Below are 16,850 nucleotides of genomic sequence, written 5' to 3'. Positions count from 1 at the left end.
AAGAACTGGTAATATGGCTGAAAGATCGTTCAAGAAAGAAGTGCAGGATCTGCGTGCGGGCGAAGGGGAAATCTTTCGCGGCGAAGGGATCCTGGCCATCACGAAGGCGCTGCTGCAATCCGGGGTGAGTTATGTCGGCGGCTACCAAGGCTCTCCGATCTCGCATCTCATGGATGTGTTGGCGGACGCCAACGAATTGCTCGACGAACTCGATGTGCATTTCGAATCCTCGGCCTCCGAGGCCGCCGCGGCGGCTATGCTGTCGGCCTCGGTGATGTATCCGTTGCGCGGTGCCGTCACCTGGAAATCGACCGCGGGGACCAACGTGGCGTCGGATGCGCTGACCAACCTGGCTTCGGGCGGGGTGACGGGTGGCACGCTGATCATTCTCGGAGAGGATTTCGGCGAGGGGTCGTCCATCCCGCAAGAGCGCAGCCATGCGTTCGCCATGAAGTCGCAGATGTGGCTTCTGGACCCGCGGCCCAACCTGGAATCGCTCGTCAATTGCGTCGAGCAGGGCTTCGAGCTGTCCGAGTCGTCGAACACGCCGGTCATGATGCAGGTCAGGATTCGTGCCTGTCACGTTCACGGTGAATTCGTCGCCAAGGACAATCGCGCCCCCGATTTCAAGCTGCGCGATGCGCTGCAATCTCCCCGCCGGGACATCAACCGCGTGGTGCTGCCGCCGGCCTCCCTTGCGCAGGATGTCGAAAAACTGGAAGAACGCTATCCGGCGGCCATCCGCCATATCCGCGAGAACAAGCTGAACGAGGTATTCGGCCCCGATAACGGCGATGTGGGCATCGTGGTTCAGGGCGGGCTGTACAACAGCCTGATGCGCGCGCTGCTGTATCTTGGCCTGGCCGATGCCTATGGCGAAACCTCGATTCCGATTTACGTCATGAACGTCACCTATCCGATGGTCGATGACGAGGTGGTCGAGTTCTGCCGCGACAAGCGCGCGGTGATCATGGTCGAGGAAGGTCACCCGAACTACATTGAGCAGTCGCTGATTTCGGTGCTTCACCGCCACGAGCTGACCACCCGGGTACATGGCAAGGACATGCTCTCCATGGGCGGTGACTATACCGCCTCCGTGGTTGAAAAGGGTCTGCGCAACTTCTTCGAGAAACACGCGTCCGACAGGCTGGGTAACCGTCCCCCGGCGCCTGACCCGGTTCCGATCCTGACCTCCGAGCCGGTCAAGAAACTGGCCGACACGGTGCCGCCGCGTCCGGCCGGATTCTGCACGGGCTGTCCCGAACGGCCGATCTTCGCGGCCATGAAGTTGACCGAAAAGGACATTGGTCAGCACCATGTTTCAGGCGATATCGGCTGTCATATCTTTGCGAACCTGCCGCCCTTCAACGTCAGCGGCAACACCATGGGTTACGGGTTGTCCGGGGCCGGGGCGTCAGCCTTCAACGTAAAGTCCGACAAACGCACGATTTCGGTCATGGGGGATGGCGGATTTTGGCACAACGGCCTCACGTCGAGCATCGGCAATGCCGTCTTCAACGAACATGACGGCGTGATCATAATCGTCGACAACCATTACGCAGCCGCGACCGGCGGGCAGGACATCCTGTCTTCACGCGCCGATAATCCCCGGCGCTCGACCCAGCACAGCATCGCCACCGCGGTCAAGGGCATGGGCGTGAAATGGGTCCGACAGATCGACCGCACCTATGACGTGGCAAAGATGCAGGCGACCCTGACCGAGGCGCTGACAACCGAGGAAACCGGCCCCAAGGTGATTATCGCCTCTTCCGAATGCATGCTGAACAAGCAGCGCCGGGTGAAGCCCCAGTTCCGCGCGGCGGTCAAGGCCGGCAAGCGCATGGTCAAGGAACGCTTCGGCGTCGATGAGGACGTCTGCACCGGGGATCACGCCTGTATCCGCTTGTCGGGTTGCCCATCGCTTTCGGTCAAACAAACCGATGACCCACTCAAGGATGATCCGGTTGCCGCCATCGACAACACCTGCGTCGGCTGCGGGAACTGCGGCGAGGTCTCCGAGGCGGCCGTGCTCTGCCCCTCGTTCTACCGCGCCGACGTCATCCACAACCCAACCCGCTGGGATCGACTTGTCGCGCGCATGCGCAGCGCGGTGATCGGAACCCTGCAAGGCCTCGCGGACAGCCGCCGCGTCGCCTTTCCGGACTGAGGGAGAATACCATGAATGCGCTTGCCGACCATCTGACCGGCGCTCCGGTTCTGGACAAACCCATTTCCATCGCCATCCTCGCCATGGGGGGGCAGGGCGGTGGCGTCCTGTCCGACTGGATCGTGTCCATCGCGGAATCCCAAGGCTGGGCCGCGCAGTCCACCTCTGTTCCCGGTGTTGCCCAGCGGACCGGTGCGACGATCTACTATGTCGAGATGATGCCGTTGCATGGCGGCAAGCGTCCGGTGTTCTCGCTGATGCCGACCCCGGGCGATGTCGACATCGTCCTCGCCGCCGAGTTCATGGAGGCCGGCCGCGCCATCTTGCGCGGCCTCGTGAATCCCGAGCAGACCGTCCTGATCACCTCCAATCACCGGTCCTACGCTGTGGTGGAGAAACAAGTGCCCGGCAACGGTGCCGGAGATTCCATGACCGTGGTCAAGGCCGCCGGGATCGCAGCCAAAAAAACCATCTCGTTCGACATGCAGGACGTGGCCGAGCGCGCCGGGACTGTGGTCTCGGCTGCACTGTTCGGCGCACTGTGCGGCGCCGAGGTCCTGCCGTTCGGACGTGAGGTCTTTGAAACCGCCGTTCGCGAAGGCGGTAAGGGTGTCGATGCCAGCCTGCGGGCCTTTGCTCAGGCGCATGACATGGCCAAGGGCGATCAGCCGGTTCCGGCCCTCAAGAAGGATACAGAAAAAAGCCTGCCATTGATGCCGGAAACGGTGGGACATCGCCGGCTCGACGCCCTGCTTCAACGTGTTCGGGCAGAATTTCCCGCCCCGCTGCACCCGATGATCTACGCGGGAATGAAGCGGCTGGTAGATTACCAGGATGTGCCCTATGCGGACGAGTATCTTGATCGGCTGGCCGCGCTGCACACCCGCGACGTGGCCTGTGGCGGCGAGGCGCAGGGGTACGCATTCACCGAGATGGCCGCCAAATATCTGGCTGTCGGTATGGCCTATGATGACGTCATTCGCGTCGCGGATCTCAAGACGCGGGCCAGCCGGTTCCGCCGCGTGCAGGACGAGGTCGGCGTATCCGAGGAACAGATCCTTTACACCACCGAGTATATGCACCCCCGGATGGAAGAAATTACCGGATTTCTTCCGGCCCGCCTGGGTCGGGCCATCGAAACCCGGCCGGGTCTGTACAAGGCTCTCGACCGGGTGCTCAACCGCGGTCGCCGGGTGCGCACCGGAACGGTTTTCTGGTTCGGCACGCTCTACGTCCTCGGCGGTATGCGCCGAATGCGGCGGCTGGGCCTTCGGCATGGACGTGAAATGGCGCATATCGAGGCCTGGCTGAAGACCGCTTTGGACCAGTTGTCAGACGACTACGCGCTGGCGACAGAGACCCTGCGCTCGCGCCGCCTGGTCAAAGGCTATTCGGATACGCACAGCCGCGGCCTGTCGAAATTCGACCGGGTCCTGGCCCAGGTGCCCCGCCTGTCGGGGCTGCCAGGTGCCGCAGGCTGGCTTGCGCTGATGAACAAGGCGGCCCTGATGGACGAGGAAGGCAGCGCGCTGGACGGCGCGATCAAGTCGCTCGACGCAGAGCTGGGCGCGTGATGGAAATTGACCCGAGCCGGAACACGACGGCGGAGAACTACAAGATCATGACCGGTCTTGTGGTTCCCCGCCCGATTGCCTGGGTCACCACGCTGAACCAGGCGGGGGCAACCAACCTGTCCCCGTTCTCGGCCTTCACTTTCTGCTCGCACAAACCGCCCATGGTGGCGATCTCGATCGGGCGCAAGGGCGGCGGAGAGCTGAAGGATACCGGCGACAACATCCTTCAAACGGGCGAATTCGTCGTGAATATCGTCAACCGGGCGGTGCTGGAAGTGATGCACAACAGCTCGGCTCCCGTCCCGCCCGAAGTGAGCGAGGCCGAGGCGCTACAGCTTGACCAATTGCCCAGCGGCATAATCGCCCCGCCGCGTATCGCCGAAGCGCCTGCCAGCCTGGAATGCAAGCTGCACATGGCGATCCCGCTGGGCGAGGAACGCAACATGCTGGTGATCGGCGAGGTGCTGCGGTTTCATGTGCGCGACGATCTGATCAAGGACGGCAAGATCGATACCGTGAAGCTGGATCCGGTGGCACGTCTGGGCGGACCGAATTATGCGGTGCTCGGGCAGGTGATACAAACGCCCGAGGCCGCGCTTCCCGTTGATGGGGGCTGAGCGCGCTGCGTGCTAACCGACTATTTGGTGCAGGCTGGCGGTTCTATGACGGCTTAAATCACCCCGTAAACCACCCAAGGATCAGGGAATAGCTCAGACACGATTCAAATGCGACATACGCCGGTATAATCGGCGCAAGCAGATCGCGGTCACGTTCGGCAGGCTCAAGGACTGGAGAAGTATCGCAAGCAGATGTCGCGGACCTCGGGCGAAAAGGCATCGATATAGGCAAGAAGGTTCGAACCAATGTTGTCTTGGTCGCCAATGATCCTGCCAAGATCGAGCGTGGAGCCGTTGTAGAAACTGGTCCCCGAGGCGCGGCGCATGAAGGCGTCCGGGTTTAGATCCTGGGCGGCCATCTTGTCCTTCACTTCGAGAACTGCGGATTTCGTGGGTGCGAGAACGCAGTCAAGACGGCGCAGTACGGTGAAGGCGAGGATCACGCGGCCGTATTCGGACTGGCGGTAGTCGCCTCGCAGGAGGTCAGCTACGGACCAGATGAGGTTGGACAACTCCGACTGGGACATATGCTATGTTGCCTTCAAGACCGTATTTTGGGCCAAAGGGCTACTGGTCCGGCATGTCCGGGACAGAAAAGGACCAATTTAGGTGTTTGATCCCAGGGTTTGATGGTGTGATCCTTTCGTTGGAATGGAAGGAAGCATTATGGGCCAAATTCGTCACGGCAGCGCCACGACCACGCACGCGGTCAGAGCAGCAATACAGCGATCGCAAGCTTCGATCGCGGAGCTGAGCCGGGAGTTGGGCATTAACAGGCTGCTGAAGAAGCCGGCCTTGAAGGACGCTGTTCCTGCCGTCACGGCTTGAAGAAGCTTCTTTGCGGTTGCGGTTGCGGATGCTGGCTCCGGCCTGTGCTCTTGCTCAGGCCGCAAGAAGTTTCGGTAGCCTGGCCAGATTGCAGGCCGCCATGGTCATTGTGAATTGGGCGCGGACCCTGTCGAGGCCGCGATGAACAGTCTGGGCCATGCCACCCACGGTCTTGGCCCAGCCGAAGGGTTCCTCGATCTTCTTCCGGCGCCGCTGTGACAGGGCGTAGCCCGGATGCTGCGTGGTGCGCCCGTCGATGGCGGAATAGCGGATCCTTTGTGCGACATGCGGTGTCACGACCATCCGCCTGAGCGCGGCGACGAAGTCGGCGCTGTCGTATCCCTTGTCTGCTCCAAGCGTCAGGCGCCGGGTCGAGCCAGGGGAGTGCCGGTTGATCATCTCGAGCGCCGCCTTGCGCTCGCCGTGACCATCAGCATGGGTCAGATCGGCCTGCACGACCAGCCCGTTGCGGTTCTCCATCAGCGTATGCCCCATGAAGCACAGTGTCGCCGCGGCACCCGGCGCCTTCTTGTAAAGGCGGGCATCGGGGTCCGTCACAGAGGTGTGGGTCGCATTCGAGCGCTTCTGACCCCGGAAGTTCACTTCGGCGTTGCGCGCCTCGCGGGGCGTGTCGGGCATCGATTGGGTCTCGGTCTGCTGGGGCTGGTCGGTGTTGGCGGAAGGCTCGTCGGCTGGTGGGGGCGGCCCGCCGGGATCATCATCGTGCGGCGGCGGCGCGCTGTCCTTCTGCTGAAAGCTCTTCATGGACGCCCATGCCTTGACCAAAGTTCCGTCCACTGAAAAGTGTTCATCCGAGAGCAGCGGTCGGACCTCCGGGTGTGCAAGGATCGCGGCCATCACCTTGCGCGACATGTCGGTCGTCAGCAGCCGGTCGCGGTTCTTGGTGAACACGGTCGGCACCCATACGGGGTCGTCGATGCCGAGGCCGACAAACCAGCGGAACATCAGATTGTAGTCCATCTGCTCCATCAACTGCCGCTCCGACCGGATCGAGTATAGCATTTGCAGAAGGCTGGCGCGGATCAGCCGCTCCGGCGCGATGGAGGGGCGTCCAAAGTCGGTGTAGAGCGCGTCGAACTCGGCATCGAGGCATGCCAGCGCGTCGTTGACGATCCGACGAATCAAACGCAGCGGATGCCGCGCCGGAATGCGCTCTTCAAGATCAACATAGCTGAACAGCGACCCGCTCGCCTCGTCCGTCCCGCGCATCGCCACCTCCCGTCACCGCTACCGTGACGAAGGTGAATCATGTTCTCGAAACCGCGTCGAGGGCTGACTTTTTCAGCAACCTGTTAACCCCAAGACGGTCGCGAAGTGGCGCAAGCGGGAGACGGTTGAGGATTACGGTCGGCATCCTGTGTCGCGCGATCTATCCCCCGGCGGGTGCGGTCGCCATGACAGCGGCGATGAGCCCGGAGGCCGTCGAGCGACTTGGATTCTGGTTCGCGATCGCGCCCGTCGCCACGGGCACCCTCGCGCTGGTCGTCTTGGCTGCGATCTACGCCCGGCTCACGGAGCGCAGATATCCATTCCGCCAGTTCGATGAGCCAAGTCGCCACCGCACCGAAGGTCCCGATCCCGCCAAGCGCATCGGGCTGTCCCGAGAAGAACTGACAGAGCTGCTGGACCGGTATCGCCAGTCGTTCAATCTGGGTGTCGAAGACCTGGCGCGGTTGATCGGCGCGGCCGAGTTGCAGGCCGCCGCGCACCGGACAGGTCCGCTTCTGGCGACCGACGTCATGTCGCGTAATCTGGTGACCATTGGCCCGGACACTCCGCTGTCAAAGATTGCGGACCTGTTCAGACATCATCGCTTCCGGTGACCGGGGTCGAGGGGCGTTATCTTGGCGTTATCTTCCAGATGCACCTGATCGACCGAGCGCGCGAGGATGCGCTTCGGCTCGACCGTGGCTATCTCGCGGCGTTTCGGCGCCTGATCGACCAGGATCGTACGCAGCCGGTCCGAGCCAAGGACATCATGAGCGTCGTCGGGCCTCGGGCGGTACCGGCGACTCCGGTCGGGGTGCTCCTGCCGATGATGGCCGATGGTGATGTCGATGCGGTGCCGGTCCTTGAAAAGGGCCGGATCGTCGGCATCGTCACCAGGACGGATCTGATCGCCGCCCTCGCGCGGTCCGGTTTGCGGGCCCAGGACTGAGAGGCGGCGGCCCGGGTCAGGCCGGCTCGAGCGGGTGATCTTCGGGAGTCGGGACGCTTGCGAGACCCGCGACAGGGACATTGTCGATCAGGCGCACGCCATCGAGCCAGGCGGCCAGGAAGAGGCGACCGGGGCGGTCTGCCCTGGTCATCAGCTTGAGGTCGGGATCGCTGCGCAACTCCAGGTAGTCGATCGTGTCGAACCCGCCAGAGAGCAGCGCCGCCCTGGCGTTGTCGAGGGCCTGCGCGACTTGTCTGCCGCGGGAGATGACACGCGCGGCGTCGTCCAGGACCTGGGCGATCACCGGCGCAATTTCGCGTGGCCCGGGCCCGAGCCGGAGGTTGCGTGAGGACATGGCGAGGCCGTCTTCCTCGCGAATGGTCGGACAGCCGACAATCTCGGTCTTCAGGTCCAGATCCTCGCACAGCCGGGTCACCACCTGCAGTTGCTGGTAATCCTTTTCCCCGAAATATGCCCGGTCGGCATCGCATTGCAGGAACAGCTTGGTTACTACCGTCGCCACCCCGTCGAAATGCCCCGGCCGCGCCCCCCCGCAGAGCACTTCGCTGAGGCCAGCCACGGAAATCGTCGTGGCAAAGCCTTCGGGGTACATCTGCGTCCCATCGGGCACATAAAGGACATCCGCGCCGTGAGGCGTCAGCTTTTCCGCATCGCTGTGCTCCGTTCTGGGATATTTCGCCAGATCCTCGGGGTTGTTGTCACTGTACATGGTGTGATTGCGGCGGTCACTCTCCGGTGGCGTACGAGGTCCGGTATTTTGGCCTCATGGAAAAGAGCCGTGAGGAGAACGACCTATGAAATACTATGCTGGTTTGGATGTGTCGCTGAAAGAGATTTCGGTGTGCGTGGTGGACGGGGATGGTACTGCCATCGAACGCGGAGCATGTCCTGCTGATCCCGAAAGCGTGGCAGGCTGGTTTCGAAACCGGCAGATCACGCCTTGCCGGATCGTTCATGAGAGCGGGCAGTTGTCGATCTGGCTTCAGCGAGGTCTCACCGGGCTGGGTCTGCCGGCAACCTGCATCGATGCACGAAAAGCGCACAATGCCCTTTCGGCACGATTGAACAAGTCGGATGCCACTGATGCGGAGGGGCTTGCGCAGCTCGCCCGCACTGGATGGTACACGTCCGTTCACATTCGCAGCGAAGATGCTGATCGGCTCCGCAGCCTGACCGGTGCTCGAGAACGGTTGATCCGACTTCGGAAGGATCTGGAGGGTCACATCCGCGGCGTCCTGAAAACCTTTGGCATCCGAATGACCGGCATCGGCCAGGGGCGGCAGCGACAGGCGTTTCGCGACCAACTGACAATGGCGGGTGAGAGCGATCCGGTTCTGCGCTCCATCGCTGACGGGTTCATCGCTGCCCACGTCACTTTATGCCAGGCGGCAGATGACCTCGACAAAGCCGTGAAGAAGAAGGCCAAAGCACACCCTGTTGCGCGCCGCTTGATGACGATCCCCGGCGTCGGGCCGGTCAACGCGCTCAGCTTCATCGCTCTGATCGATGATCCGTATCGGTTCAGCCGAACATCCAATGTGGGCGCTTTCCTTGGACTGACGCCAAAGAGACATCAGTCTGGCGAGGTGGATTGGTCCGGGCGCGTGTCGAAATGCGGCGACGGCGCGATGCGCGGACTGCTGTTCGAGGCTGCATCCTGTGTCATCCGCCAGGTCAAGCGCTTTTCGCCTTTGAAGAGTTGGGCCGTCCGTCTGGCCGGGCGCCGCGGGTTCCGAAAAGCGGCGGTCGCCACCGCCCGCAAGATTGCCGTGATGATGCTGACGCTTTGGAAAAACGAAACCGACTATCAATGGACCAAGGAGGCCGCCACCTGATCTGAATTCCCGCCGGAAACGGCGGGGAGCCGGATCCCGACGGGACGGAGGCCGGGTCGATCTCGCATTAGGGTATGGGGCGCAAGACCCCGCACTGTACATTGAGAGACGGTCCGCCACCGAACGCCATCATGAGGCGCAGAACGCGACCTCGGAGAGAACCATGACCCCGGACGGACATCCCGCTCACCCGCTTGACATACCCGCAATCAGAGAACCTTAATTAATCAGAATCGTGATTCAGATTTTTGTTTGTTTTCAGCCCCAAGATGTACCCTTAATTTCCATACTGTACCCTTAATTACCGTACGGTCGGATCTGTGGATAAGTGTCGGCCGATCGGGGCGGGGGATTTGCGTGGTAAACGAGCGTCTTGCGAAACACCGTGCCGCGGTTCTTCGACCAATCCTGGAGCTTGAGAAGAGAGGTGAGCCGATCAGCGCTGCTATCGGAGATGCCGCTTGGGAACTGGGCTTGGCGAAAAGCCACACATGGTCGCTCTATCGGCGTCTGAGAGAGAACGATGCACGTGCCACGGCGTTGGAGTTGGAGCGTCGCGGGCCGAAACCGGGGTCGAAAAGAATTGCCGACGGCGTCGAAATCATCATCGATGAGAGCCTGCGAAGATACTATCTTGTCCGCGAGCACTCGAGCTTTTTTCGCATCTGGCGCGAGATCTGTGCCGAGTGCGAGGCGAAGGGGTTTCAGCCCCCGACCCGAAGAACGGTCAAAGCCCGTCTAGACGCGATGGATCAGCGAGAGGTCTTACGGAAACGGCGCGGGGCAGAGGAGGCTGGTAAGGTCTTTGCCGCGCGTCCTGGCCGCCTTGCAGTTTCAGCCCCGCTGGAGGTTGTTCAGATCGATCACACGACGGCGGACATCACGTTGGTCGATCACGTCAATCGACGGCACTGCATGGAACGGCATTGGCGGGATCCCGGCCCTTGATCGTGCCAATGTCCTGCCGGTGCCGTCACCGGTGTCCGGCGGATCGCCCGGACACCCGCACGGGTGTTTCAGTTGCGTATGACTTTCCCTCTCATGCGCGACCTGTGCGGGTGATCTGCCGGATCGCTGAGCCCTCCAGGGCAATACCGATCGTTCAGCCCCGCTTCAGGCCAGCGGGCCGGTCATGCGGCAGAGGCGACTGTAGCAATCTGCCATCCATGATCACGAAATCCTCGCCCGAGCGACGATCCGGGCTGACGGGGAGGTCGGACAGGATCATGGTCATGCCGACATGTTTGCGCGCCAGGATTTCCCCGGCGAGGTCCGGGGCGATCGACAGCCGGTTCAGCACGGTTTCCTCCGCCGCCAGCGGGTTGGCCGGGTCCGGGTGATGGGTGATCCCGGACCAGTGCAGACCGCCGTCGGCCAGCCCGTTCAGCACGAACACATGCTCACCCAGCGTCGCGCCGCCCTTGATGGTCAGCGGCCCGCTGGCCACGACCTGGCTGTTCTCGATCACCGTCACGGTACGGTCGTCGGCGGTCACCAGCACCGTGCTCACCGGGTGCGCCGCCGCATCGGTCCAGTCCGTGGGCCGTGCCTTGCCCTTCAGGCTCAGCACCGCATCGACGTCACTTTCGAAACCGGCATGGCCGAGCAGCAGCCCGGGATGGATCAACTCCCATGGATCGGTCCGCGCGCCGGCGATGATCACCGGGGTGCCCAGGTGGGTGACCCCGAACAACTTTTCGGAAAACTCCAGCGGCAGCCGGATGCAGCCATGTGAAGCCGGGTATCCCGGCAGATTGCCCGCATGCAGCGCGATCCCGTCCCAGGTCAGCCGGTTCATGTTCGGCATCGGCGCGTTGTTGTAGGTTGAGGACCGGTGGTGCTTGTCCTTTTGCAACACCGTGAACACGCCGGTCGGCGTCTCGTGGCCGGTCTTGCCGGTTGAACAGGTCGACACCGCGATGCGGAGGCCGTTGCGATAGACATGCACGCGCTGTTCCGGGATCGAGGCGATCACCGCCACCGGACCCGATGGCGCCCGCTCCGGGTGCCAGGCAAATTCTCCCGGCAGCATATTGGCAATGTCGATGGCCAGTTCTTCGGCACCGACCACGGCGGCAGTGCCGAACGCCGCCATCCCAGTGACGACATTCCTGCGTGTAAGGCGTTTCATCACGATTTCCTGCTCTACATCTTGTTTGCGGCGGTTCGCAAACAACTATAGCTGGGGCGATCTGTTAAGGCAAACTCTGCAACCCTGTCGAATTCCGATCATGCGCCCGGCGCACCGGCAATCAGGCATTTTGATTCAAGGCCGCTGCTGCTGACAACTGCTTTCCAGTCGGCATGTCTATGGTAACGAGATCGACCCGGTGAAGGGTCCCGCTCACGTTGCCGCTGGTCGGATCGATCCACCGGACCTGTTCTTCGTTCGTGTTCCAGCGGAAGACGATTCCGACGCAGCATCCTGCCTTGTCGAACAGTTCGGCGACCGGGAACGCGCGCTGCTTTCCCGCTGATGCGCTAGCCTTGACCGCAATGGTCGGGGCGACTTTCAGCGCCGGCTCAACCTTGCAGGCAAACGCCAGGAACGACCCGTCTTCGTTGGCTACGAGAGAGCCCAATGGCCTGGGAGAAAAGCCCATCATCTTCGCCATCCGCATGAACGATGGCGGCCCAAGAAAGAGGCATTGACTGGCGCCGCGATGAGAAAGGTACTCGTTGGCCTTCTTCAGAATGTGGTGACCAACCCTCTTGGTGCCGGTCGAAACAAACCGGGTCAATTCCCAGACATCGTCTTTGACCGGCGGCAACATGTAACACAGGTTCGACGGGATGCCATCGATCCGTTCCAGGTATGCGTCACGGATCATGTAGGAGGAGGGATGCTCGGAAAGTGGACAGCAATAATCCTCTCTCGTTGTCGGCAGCAGACGGGCACCACCGACAACCCGGCCGCACGATGTGTCGATCGCAACGACATAGGCTGCGGACAGACAGTCGTATTCGTCGAATTCATAGCCGGCGGCATCCGTCAGCGACCAGTCCATGCTGTCAATGAACACCGACTTTCTGAGCTGGTAATACTGGTCGAGATGGTGGCGGTCGTCATCGGTCGCGTTGAACCCGATGACCTTCACGTCGATCATTGCTGTGACCTCACTGTCTTCCGGGCCTCTAACCGTCCGGATGCGGGGTCCGTTCCATAAGATTTCTCGGGAGGGCGTCCACCCCGAAGACCGGAAACCGATACGCAGGGATAACAGCTTATGCCTTCGGATATGCCAGATCGAAACGCGTTGACAATTGCGGAAAGGGCAGGGGGACAGGCAAGTATCAGAGAACAAACGAGATTACGGAGTGGCGTTTCGCGTAGGACCAGCAATCCATCATTACACCCCTATTAACTCATTACGTCGTATTGACTTGTATTAGACCGTTTGTGCTAGACGGGGTCTATGCAATCATGTGGCTTCATATTCCCAAACCGGCCTTGTAATGACTCCGACAGGACAGGAGAGGCCAGCCTTCATGAGAGATCTTACACCAGTGCTCCTGGAAAACGGATTTCGGGATGCCATACGGGACGGCGGAACACTGGAGATTCACTGCGTCGCGGAAGTCGAACACAACGGCAACGACGTGAATGGCCAATGGAAGTTCTTTGTCCGCGAGGAATTCGACGGGCAGGACGTGCGCAGTGTGCTCGCCTTGCAAAGAAACGTGCAACACCGCGTCATAAAGACAGCACGCGGTGTGGTCAGCCTGGCGGCATGGTTCGGGGCGACCTCCGTCTCGCTGCCATTGGTACGTGGCGGCATTGGCGTCTGCGAGGTCGATCAGACCAGGATCAAACCGGGCAAAGCCTGACCCCTTGCCAGATTGCCGGAGTAATTCTCCGGCACCTGCACGAGATCATCGAGACAATCTGTAATTTCGGGCCGGACAGGTCCGGGATCCTGCGGGGCAACCCGCAGGTTTTCTTGTTGTCCAACACTGCAAACTGAAAGGAACGAGGGATTCACATGAACTTCAGCAAGATGGGGCGCAAGGCTATACTGGTCACAGCCTTGGCCGCGGCGGGATCGGCGGCGTCTGCGGCCGGCACAAACGCGGGCATCGAAGCGGGCTTCTACGCGCTCGGGCAGGATCTCGATACGCTGCTCGCCGGAGCCGGCGGCTATGTCATCATGATCATTTCCGTGATCATCGCCGGCATCGTCCTCGCCTTCACGGGCCGGTGGACCTACGTGGGCATCGCCTTCGGGGTCGCCGTGTTCCTCGGCTATGGCGTAACCACGCTGACCAGCTTCGGCGGCGTCACCGCCAGCACCGATCTGCTTCTGGGGCAAACGCCGGTTGTCCAGTCCGTAACGCGGTAACCCGCCTGCCCCTGCGCCCGGGCGCGGGGGCACCTTTCCTGTGAGAGTTACATAATGAGCAAGGTCATCCGCGTTGAACAACGGCTGCAGGATCCGCCGCAGTTCTTCTTTCTTCCCGCCGATGAAGCGATCGTCGCGATCATTCCCTGTGTCCTCGGCCTCATGTCGAAGAAGGTGTTTGTCGGCATCGGGCTGACGATCGTTGCTTACCTCGTCTGGAAACGTATCAAGGGCGAGCGGGGGCTGACCGGCCTTCTGGCGTTGCTCTACTGGATCATCCCGAGCGAGGTGTCGCCCTATCGGGCCTTGCCCGACAGCGCGGTCAGCACCTGGAGAGCGTGAGGGATGAACTACCATCATCTGAACCGCCGGGTGCAGCGTCAGCAACGGCTGATCGGGGTCCTGAGTTTCAAGGTCGTGGCGCTTGTGGTTGTGGCAGCCCTGCTGGCGCTCAAGATATTCACGCATTCCTACCAGGTGGTGCTGGTGCCCACATCTGTAAGCGACGGAATGGTGGCGCGCGGCGCGGTGGACAAGGGTTACATCGAGGCGCTGGCGCTCGATGCGGTTTACGCGATGTACAACGTGTCGCCGCAAACGGTCGAATACGGGCGCAGCGTGCTGGAACGGCTGAGCGGCCCCGGTGAACGGGCCGCGATCCTGGTCGCCTATGACCGCAACGCGACCGACATTGCCGAGCGCAAGATCACCACGATCTTCTTCCCCCGAAAAATCGAACACAATTTCGCCGCCTACGAGGTCGTCGTGGACGGTGTTCTGGGAACCTACCTGGAAACGACGCAGGTCACGCGCGAGGACCGGCGCATTCTGATCCGGTTCAAGCCACAGGCGGGATCGGTCCGGCTCGCATCCATTGGCAAGTTGACGGAGGACTGAATGCGGTATGCTGCAATGGCAATGGCGCTGATGGTGGCCGGGGCGGCACAGGCCGGCACCGAAACCCACAGTGTCCGTGAGGACGGGCTGGTCCGGTTCCGCGCCTCGATCACCGGGATCACACGGGTCAGCGTGAAGGGGGACCGGATCACCTCCATCGTCAATGACGATCAGGCGTCAGTCTACCAGGTCAGAAACGACAAGAATACCGGCGACATCTTCATCCGCTATGTCGGGCCGGACAATACCATGCCGGACAAGGAAGGCGGTTACCTGGTTACCGAACAAGGCCGGACGGTGGCGATCGAGATCCTGCCGATCCGGGCCAGCACCCAGACGATCATCGTCAAGCTTGCGGGGGTGCCGGCGACGGCCACGTCGGCTGGCGCGGCGAGCAGCGGGGACGCCGCCGGCGGATTTGCGGAAACCTCGATCGGGGGCGGCGACAGGCTTGTGGCACAGCTCACGGATGCGACGCGGAAGACGATCCTGCGGAAGATCCGCACACCCTGGCCGAAAAGCGGGCGCAACGGCACGCTGATCTCGTCTCTCCGGATCGGCGATCTGGTGGGGGAGGTGCGGGTGGCCTCAGCCGGCGCGTCGCCGAAACAGGTGCGGGAGCAGGAGTTCTACCGCAGTGGCGTTCTGGCTGTCTGGGTCCAGAAGAACAGCCTCGCGGCGCGGGAACGGTCCTGGGTCGTCGTGGTGAGGAACAAATGAGCGTGCAGCCGGATCGCAAGAAGAAACAAGTTGTTGCCATTGGCGTTCTCGGCGCGGTGGTGCTGGCGCTGTTTCTGGGGCTCGGCGCCCTGATGGGGCCACCGAACGGCAGCGTCATTACAGGCGTCGCCCCGGTCACGGTGGATGAGACGATCATTTCGGACCGCACCGCCGCGGCCTCGCCGGAAATGTCGTGGATTACGCAGGGCCGCGTGGAAATGGAGCGGTTGCGGCAGGAAATGGAGGAACAGCGCAAGCTGCTTGAACAGGCGCGCAGCGACGCGCAGACGGAAGTGGCGGCGATCCGGGAAGAGTATGACGAACAGATCCTGCAACAGGCCACCCGCATCGTGGAACTGGAACAGGAGCTGACCGGTCGCGCACAGGACGGCGCGGCTGCGGATAACGGCGGCGGCGACCGGCCCCTGACGGGCCGGGAAAAACTGGAACGCCGGATTGCGGCCGAGGGACCGGGCACGGATTTCATCGAGCGCCGGCCACCGACCCGTGCGGCCGCCCGCGGCGCGCAACGGGTCGATGCCGATGGCAATGCGGTCAGTTCCGGGTTCGGGCAAAGCTTCACCCTGGCGGCCATGGAGGCGCCGGAGGTCGAAGAACGTGAGGTACGGACACTCGGCAGTTACCTGCCGGCGGGCAGCTATGCGCCGGCGGTGGTGCTGTCGGGCGCGGATGCGTCCACCAATGTCTCTAACCGCGAAAACCCGATCCCGGTCCTGTTCCGGATCACGGGGCCGGCGGTCAGCGCGGCCGTGGGCGGGCGGGGTCCGGCAAAGGTCAATCTCAAGGGATGCACGGTACAGGGGTCGGCAACCGGCGATCTGTCGTCGGAACGGGTCAAGGTGCGCCTGATCGGCATGACCTGCGTGAACCGCCACGGCGCAGTCCTGGAAACGAAGGTCGCCGGCTACATGGCCGGATCGGGCAAGGAAGGTGTGCGTGGACAGGTCGTGAGCCGGGAAGGACCGCAGATGCGGAACGCTCTTGCGGCCGGGCTTCTTGGCGGGCTTGGCTCGACGCTGAATGCCGCCGCAACGGCGCAGATGTTCCAGGACACGGCATCGACACAGGAATTGCTGAGAGGCGCCGGGGTCGGTGCGGTCGCCGGCGGCGCGGAAAGCGCCGCGAATACGCTCGCGGATTACTACGTCAAGCGCGCCGAGCAGTATCAGCCGGTGGTTTCGCTCTATGGCGGCACGAGGGTGGAACTGGTGTTTCTCGAAGGCGTGGAACTGAAGGGATGATGACGATGCGGTTTCGTGCCGGTGCGGCAATGATCGGCGTTGTGGCGCTTTCGGCCTGCGCCAGCAATACCGAGCGGGATTTCCTCTGCGAAGCCCAGGCGGGGTCTCCCTGTACGACGATTTCGGCGGTGGACGGAACAGGGGCGGTGGGCACACGCTCGGTTGCGGAGCGGCCCGAAGACACGGCGGTCAAGAGCCTCACTCAAAACCCGCTCTGGACAGGCAAGGGCGGTGCCGTGGGCCTGCCCGACGGGGGCTTTCCCTATAACGCGGCCGCCTATCGTTCGCCCGAGATCGTGGGAACGCTGTGGATCGCGCCGATCCTCGACGACGGTGGCATCCTGAATGAGGCCCGGTTCGTGCATTTCGTGATCCAGGAAGGGCGGTGGCGCCAGTGAGCAGGGCGGCCA

Annotated in this window: 17 protein-coding genes and 2 pseudogenes; 14 read left to right on the top strand and 5 right to left on the bottom strand. The window is 62.3% G+C overall.

From position 1 onward, the window contains the following. Positions 1-13: 13 nt before the first annotated feature. From C6Y53_RS19645 to C6Y53_RS19635, 3 genes are read left to right on the top strand one after another with little or no spacing between them, the layout of a single operon-like run. Positions 14-2,167: a ferredoxin family protein gene (locus C6Y53_RS19645; protein WP_149615661.1), complete on the top strand. Its 2,154-nt coding sequence runs from the start codon at positions 14-16 to the stop codon at positions 2,165-2,167. Between the two features lie 11 nt (positions 2,168-2,178). Beyond that, the gene (locus C6Y53_RS19640; RefSeq protein WP_149615660.1) at positions 2,179-3,741 is read left to right on the top strand and encodes an indolepyruvate oxidoreductase subunit beta family protein; all 1,563 of its coding nucleotides are present in this window, start codon (positions 2,179-2,181) and stop codon (positions 3,739-3,741) included. Continuing rightward, positions 3,741-4,358 (top strand): flavin reductase family protein, encoded by a 618-nt coding sequence (locus tag C6Y53_RS19635; RefSeq protein ID WP_149615659.1) that lies wholly within the window; start codon positions 3,741-3,743, stop codon positions 4,356-4,358. The genes C6Y53_RS19640 and C6Y53_RS19635 overlap by 1 nt, the downstream gene beginning before the upstream one ends. Before the next feature lie 164 nt (positions 4,359-4,522). Here C6Y53_RS19635 and C6Y53_RS19630 read toward each other — a convergent pair whose 3' ends face one another. Further along, entirely contained in the window at positions 4,523-4,885 is a 363-nt protein-coding gene (locus C6Y53_RS19630; RefSeq protein WP_149615658.1) for a type I restriction-modification system subunit M N-terminal domain-containing protein, read from the bottom strand. 139 nt (positions 4,886-5,024) lie between these two features. On the opposite strand from C6Y53_RS19630, the pseudogene C6Y53_RS19620 reads away from it, so the two are divergent. Further along, positions 5,025-5,132, top strand: a pseudogene (locus C6Y53_RS19620) (IS481 family transposase); the annotation flags it as partial. Positions 5,133-5,240: 108 nt separating this feature from the next. On the opposite strand, the gene C6Y53_RS19615 reads toward C6Y53_RS19620, so the two are convergent. Then, a complete protein-coding gene (locus C6Y53_RS19615; RefSeq protein WP_149615657.1) occupies positions 5,241-6,416 on the bottom strand; it encodes an IS5 family transposase in 1,176 nt (391 codons plus the stop codon). 125 nt (positions 6,417-6,541) lie between these two features. Here C6Y53_RS19615 and C6Y53_RS19610 point away from each other — a divergent pair. Further along, a pseudogene (locus tag C6Y53_RS19610) lies at positions 6,542-7,365 on the top strand (CBS domain-containing protein); the annotation flags it as partial. A gap of 16 nt (positions 7,366-7,381) precedes the next feature. On the opposite strand, the gene C6Y53_RS19605 reads toward C6Y53_RS19610, so the two are convergent. After that, on the bottom strand, positions 7,382-8,095 hold the full coding sequence (locus C6Y53_RS19605; RefSeq protein ID WP_244615031.1) for a 4-phosphopantoate--beta-alanine ligase: 714 nt from the start codon (positions 8,093-8,095) through the stop codon (positions 7,382-7,384). A gap of 85 nt (positions 8,096-8,180) precedes the next feature. Here C6Y53_RS19605 and C6Y53_RS19600 point away from each other — a divergent pair, with 85 nt between their 5' ends. After that, positions 8,181-9,221, top strand: a complete 1,041-nt coding sequence (locus C6Y53_RS19600; protein ID WP_149615656.1) for an IS110 family RNA-guided transposase — start codon at positions 8,181-8,183, stop codon at positions 9,219-9,221. A 474-nt stretch (positions 9,222-9,695) separates the two neighbouring features. Then, positions 9,696-10,169 (top strand): hypothetical protein, encoded by a 474-nt coding sequence (locus tag C6Y53_RS21130; protein WP_211299555.1) that lies wholly within the window; start codon positions 9,696-9,698, stop codon positions 10,167-10,169. A gap of 154 nt (positions 10,170-10,323) precedes the next feature. On the opposite strand, the gene C6Y53_RS19590 is transcribed toward C6Y53_RS21130, so the two are convergent. Both C6Y53_RS19590 and C6Y53_RS19585 read right to left on the bottom strand, forming a co-directional pair. Then, positions 10,324-11,352 carry a L,D-transpeptidase gene (locus C6Y53_RS19590; protein WP_149615655.1) on the bottom strand — a complete coding sequence of 343 codons (1,029 nt, stop codon included), beginning with the start codon at positions 11,350-11,352 and terminating at the stop codon, positions 10,324-10,326. Between the two features lie 121 nt (positions 11,353-11,473). Continuing rightward, positions 11,474-12,328 carry an acyl-homoserine-lactone synthase gene (locus C6Y53_RS19585; protein WP_149615654.1) on the bottom strand — a complete coding sequence of 285 codons (855 nt, stop codon included), beginning with the start codon at positions 12,326-12,328 and terminating at the stop codon, positions 11,474-11,476. 382 nt (positions 12,329-12,710) lie between these two features. On the opposite strand from C6Y53_RS19585, the gene C6Y53_RS19580 reads away from it, so the two are divergent. The 7 genes from C6Y53_RS19580 (at position 12,711) to C6Y53_RS19550 (ending at position 16,838) form a co-directional block, all read left to right on the top strand. Then, on the top strand, positions 12,711-13,049 hold the full coding sequence (locus C6Y53_RS19580) for a hypothetical protein (RefSeq protein WP_149615653.1): 339 nt from the start codon (positions 12,711-12,713) through the stop codon (positions 13,047-13,049). A 155-nt stretch (positions 13,050-13,204) separates the two neighbouring features. Beyond that, the gene (locus tag C6Y53_RS19575; RefSeq protein ID WP_244615030.1) at positions 13,205-13,561 is read left to right on the top strand and encodes a hypothetical protein; all 357 of its coding nucleotides are present in this window, start codon (positions 13,205-13,207) and stop codon (positions 13,559-13,561) included. Between the two features lie 54 nt (positions 13,562-13,615). Further along, positions 13,616-13,903: a type IV conjugative transfer system protein TraL gene (traL, locus tag C6Y53_RS19570; protein WP_149615652.1), complete on the top strand. Its 288-nt coding sequence runs from the start codon at positions 13,616-13,618 to the stop codon at positions 13,901-13,903. A 3-nt stretch (positions 13,904-13,906) separates the two neighbouring features. Then, positions 13,907-14,458: a TraE/TraK family type IV conjugative transfer system protein gene (locus C6Y53_RS19565; RefSeq protein ID WP_149615651.1), complete on the top strand. Its 552-nt coding sequence runs from the start codon at positions 13,907-13,909 to the stop codon at positions 14,456-14,458. 21 nt (positions 14,459-14,479) lie between these two features. After that, positions 14,480-15,178 carry a TraK domain-containing protein gene (locus C6Y53_RS19560; RefSeq protein WP_211299554.1) on the top strand — a complete coding sequence of 233 codons (699 nt, stop codon included), beginning with the start codon at positions 14,480-14,482 and terminating at the stop codon, positions 15,176-15,178. Further along, entirely contained in the window at positions 15,175-16,440 is a 1,266-nt protein-coding gene (locus C6Y53_RS19555; RefSeq protein WP_149615649.1) for a TrbI/VirB10 family protein, read from the top strand. The genes C6Y53_RS19560 and C6Y53_RS19555 overlap by 4 nt, the downstream gene beginning before the upstream one ends. Before the next feature lie 5 nt (positions 16,441-16,445). Continuing rightward, entirely contained in the window at positions 16,446-16,838 is a 393-nt protein-coding gene (locus C6Y53_RS19550; protein WP_244615029.1) for a TraV family lipoprotein, read from the top strand. The last annotated feature ends 12 nt before the right edge of the window (positions 16,839-16,850 follow it).

Source organism: Pukyongiella litopenaei (assembly GCF_003008555.2).
GTDB classification, from domain to species: domain Bacteria; phylum Pseudomonadota; class Alphaproteobacteria; order Rhodobacterales; family Rhodobacteraceae; genus Pukyongiella; species Pukyongiella litopenaei.
Note: the sequence above shows the minus strand (reverse complement) of the source record. Positions and strands in the feature narration are given on the sequence as shown.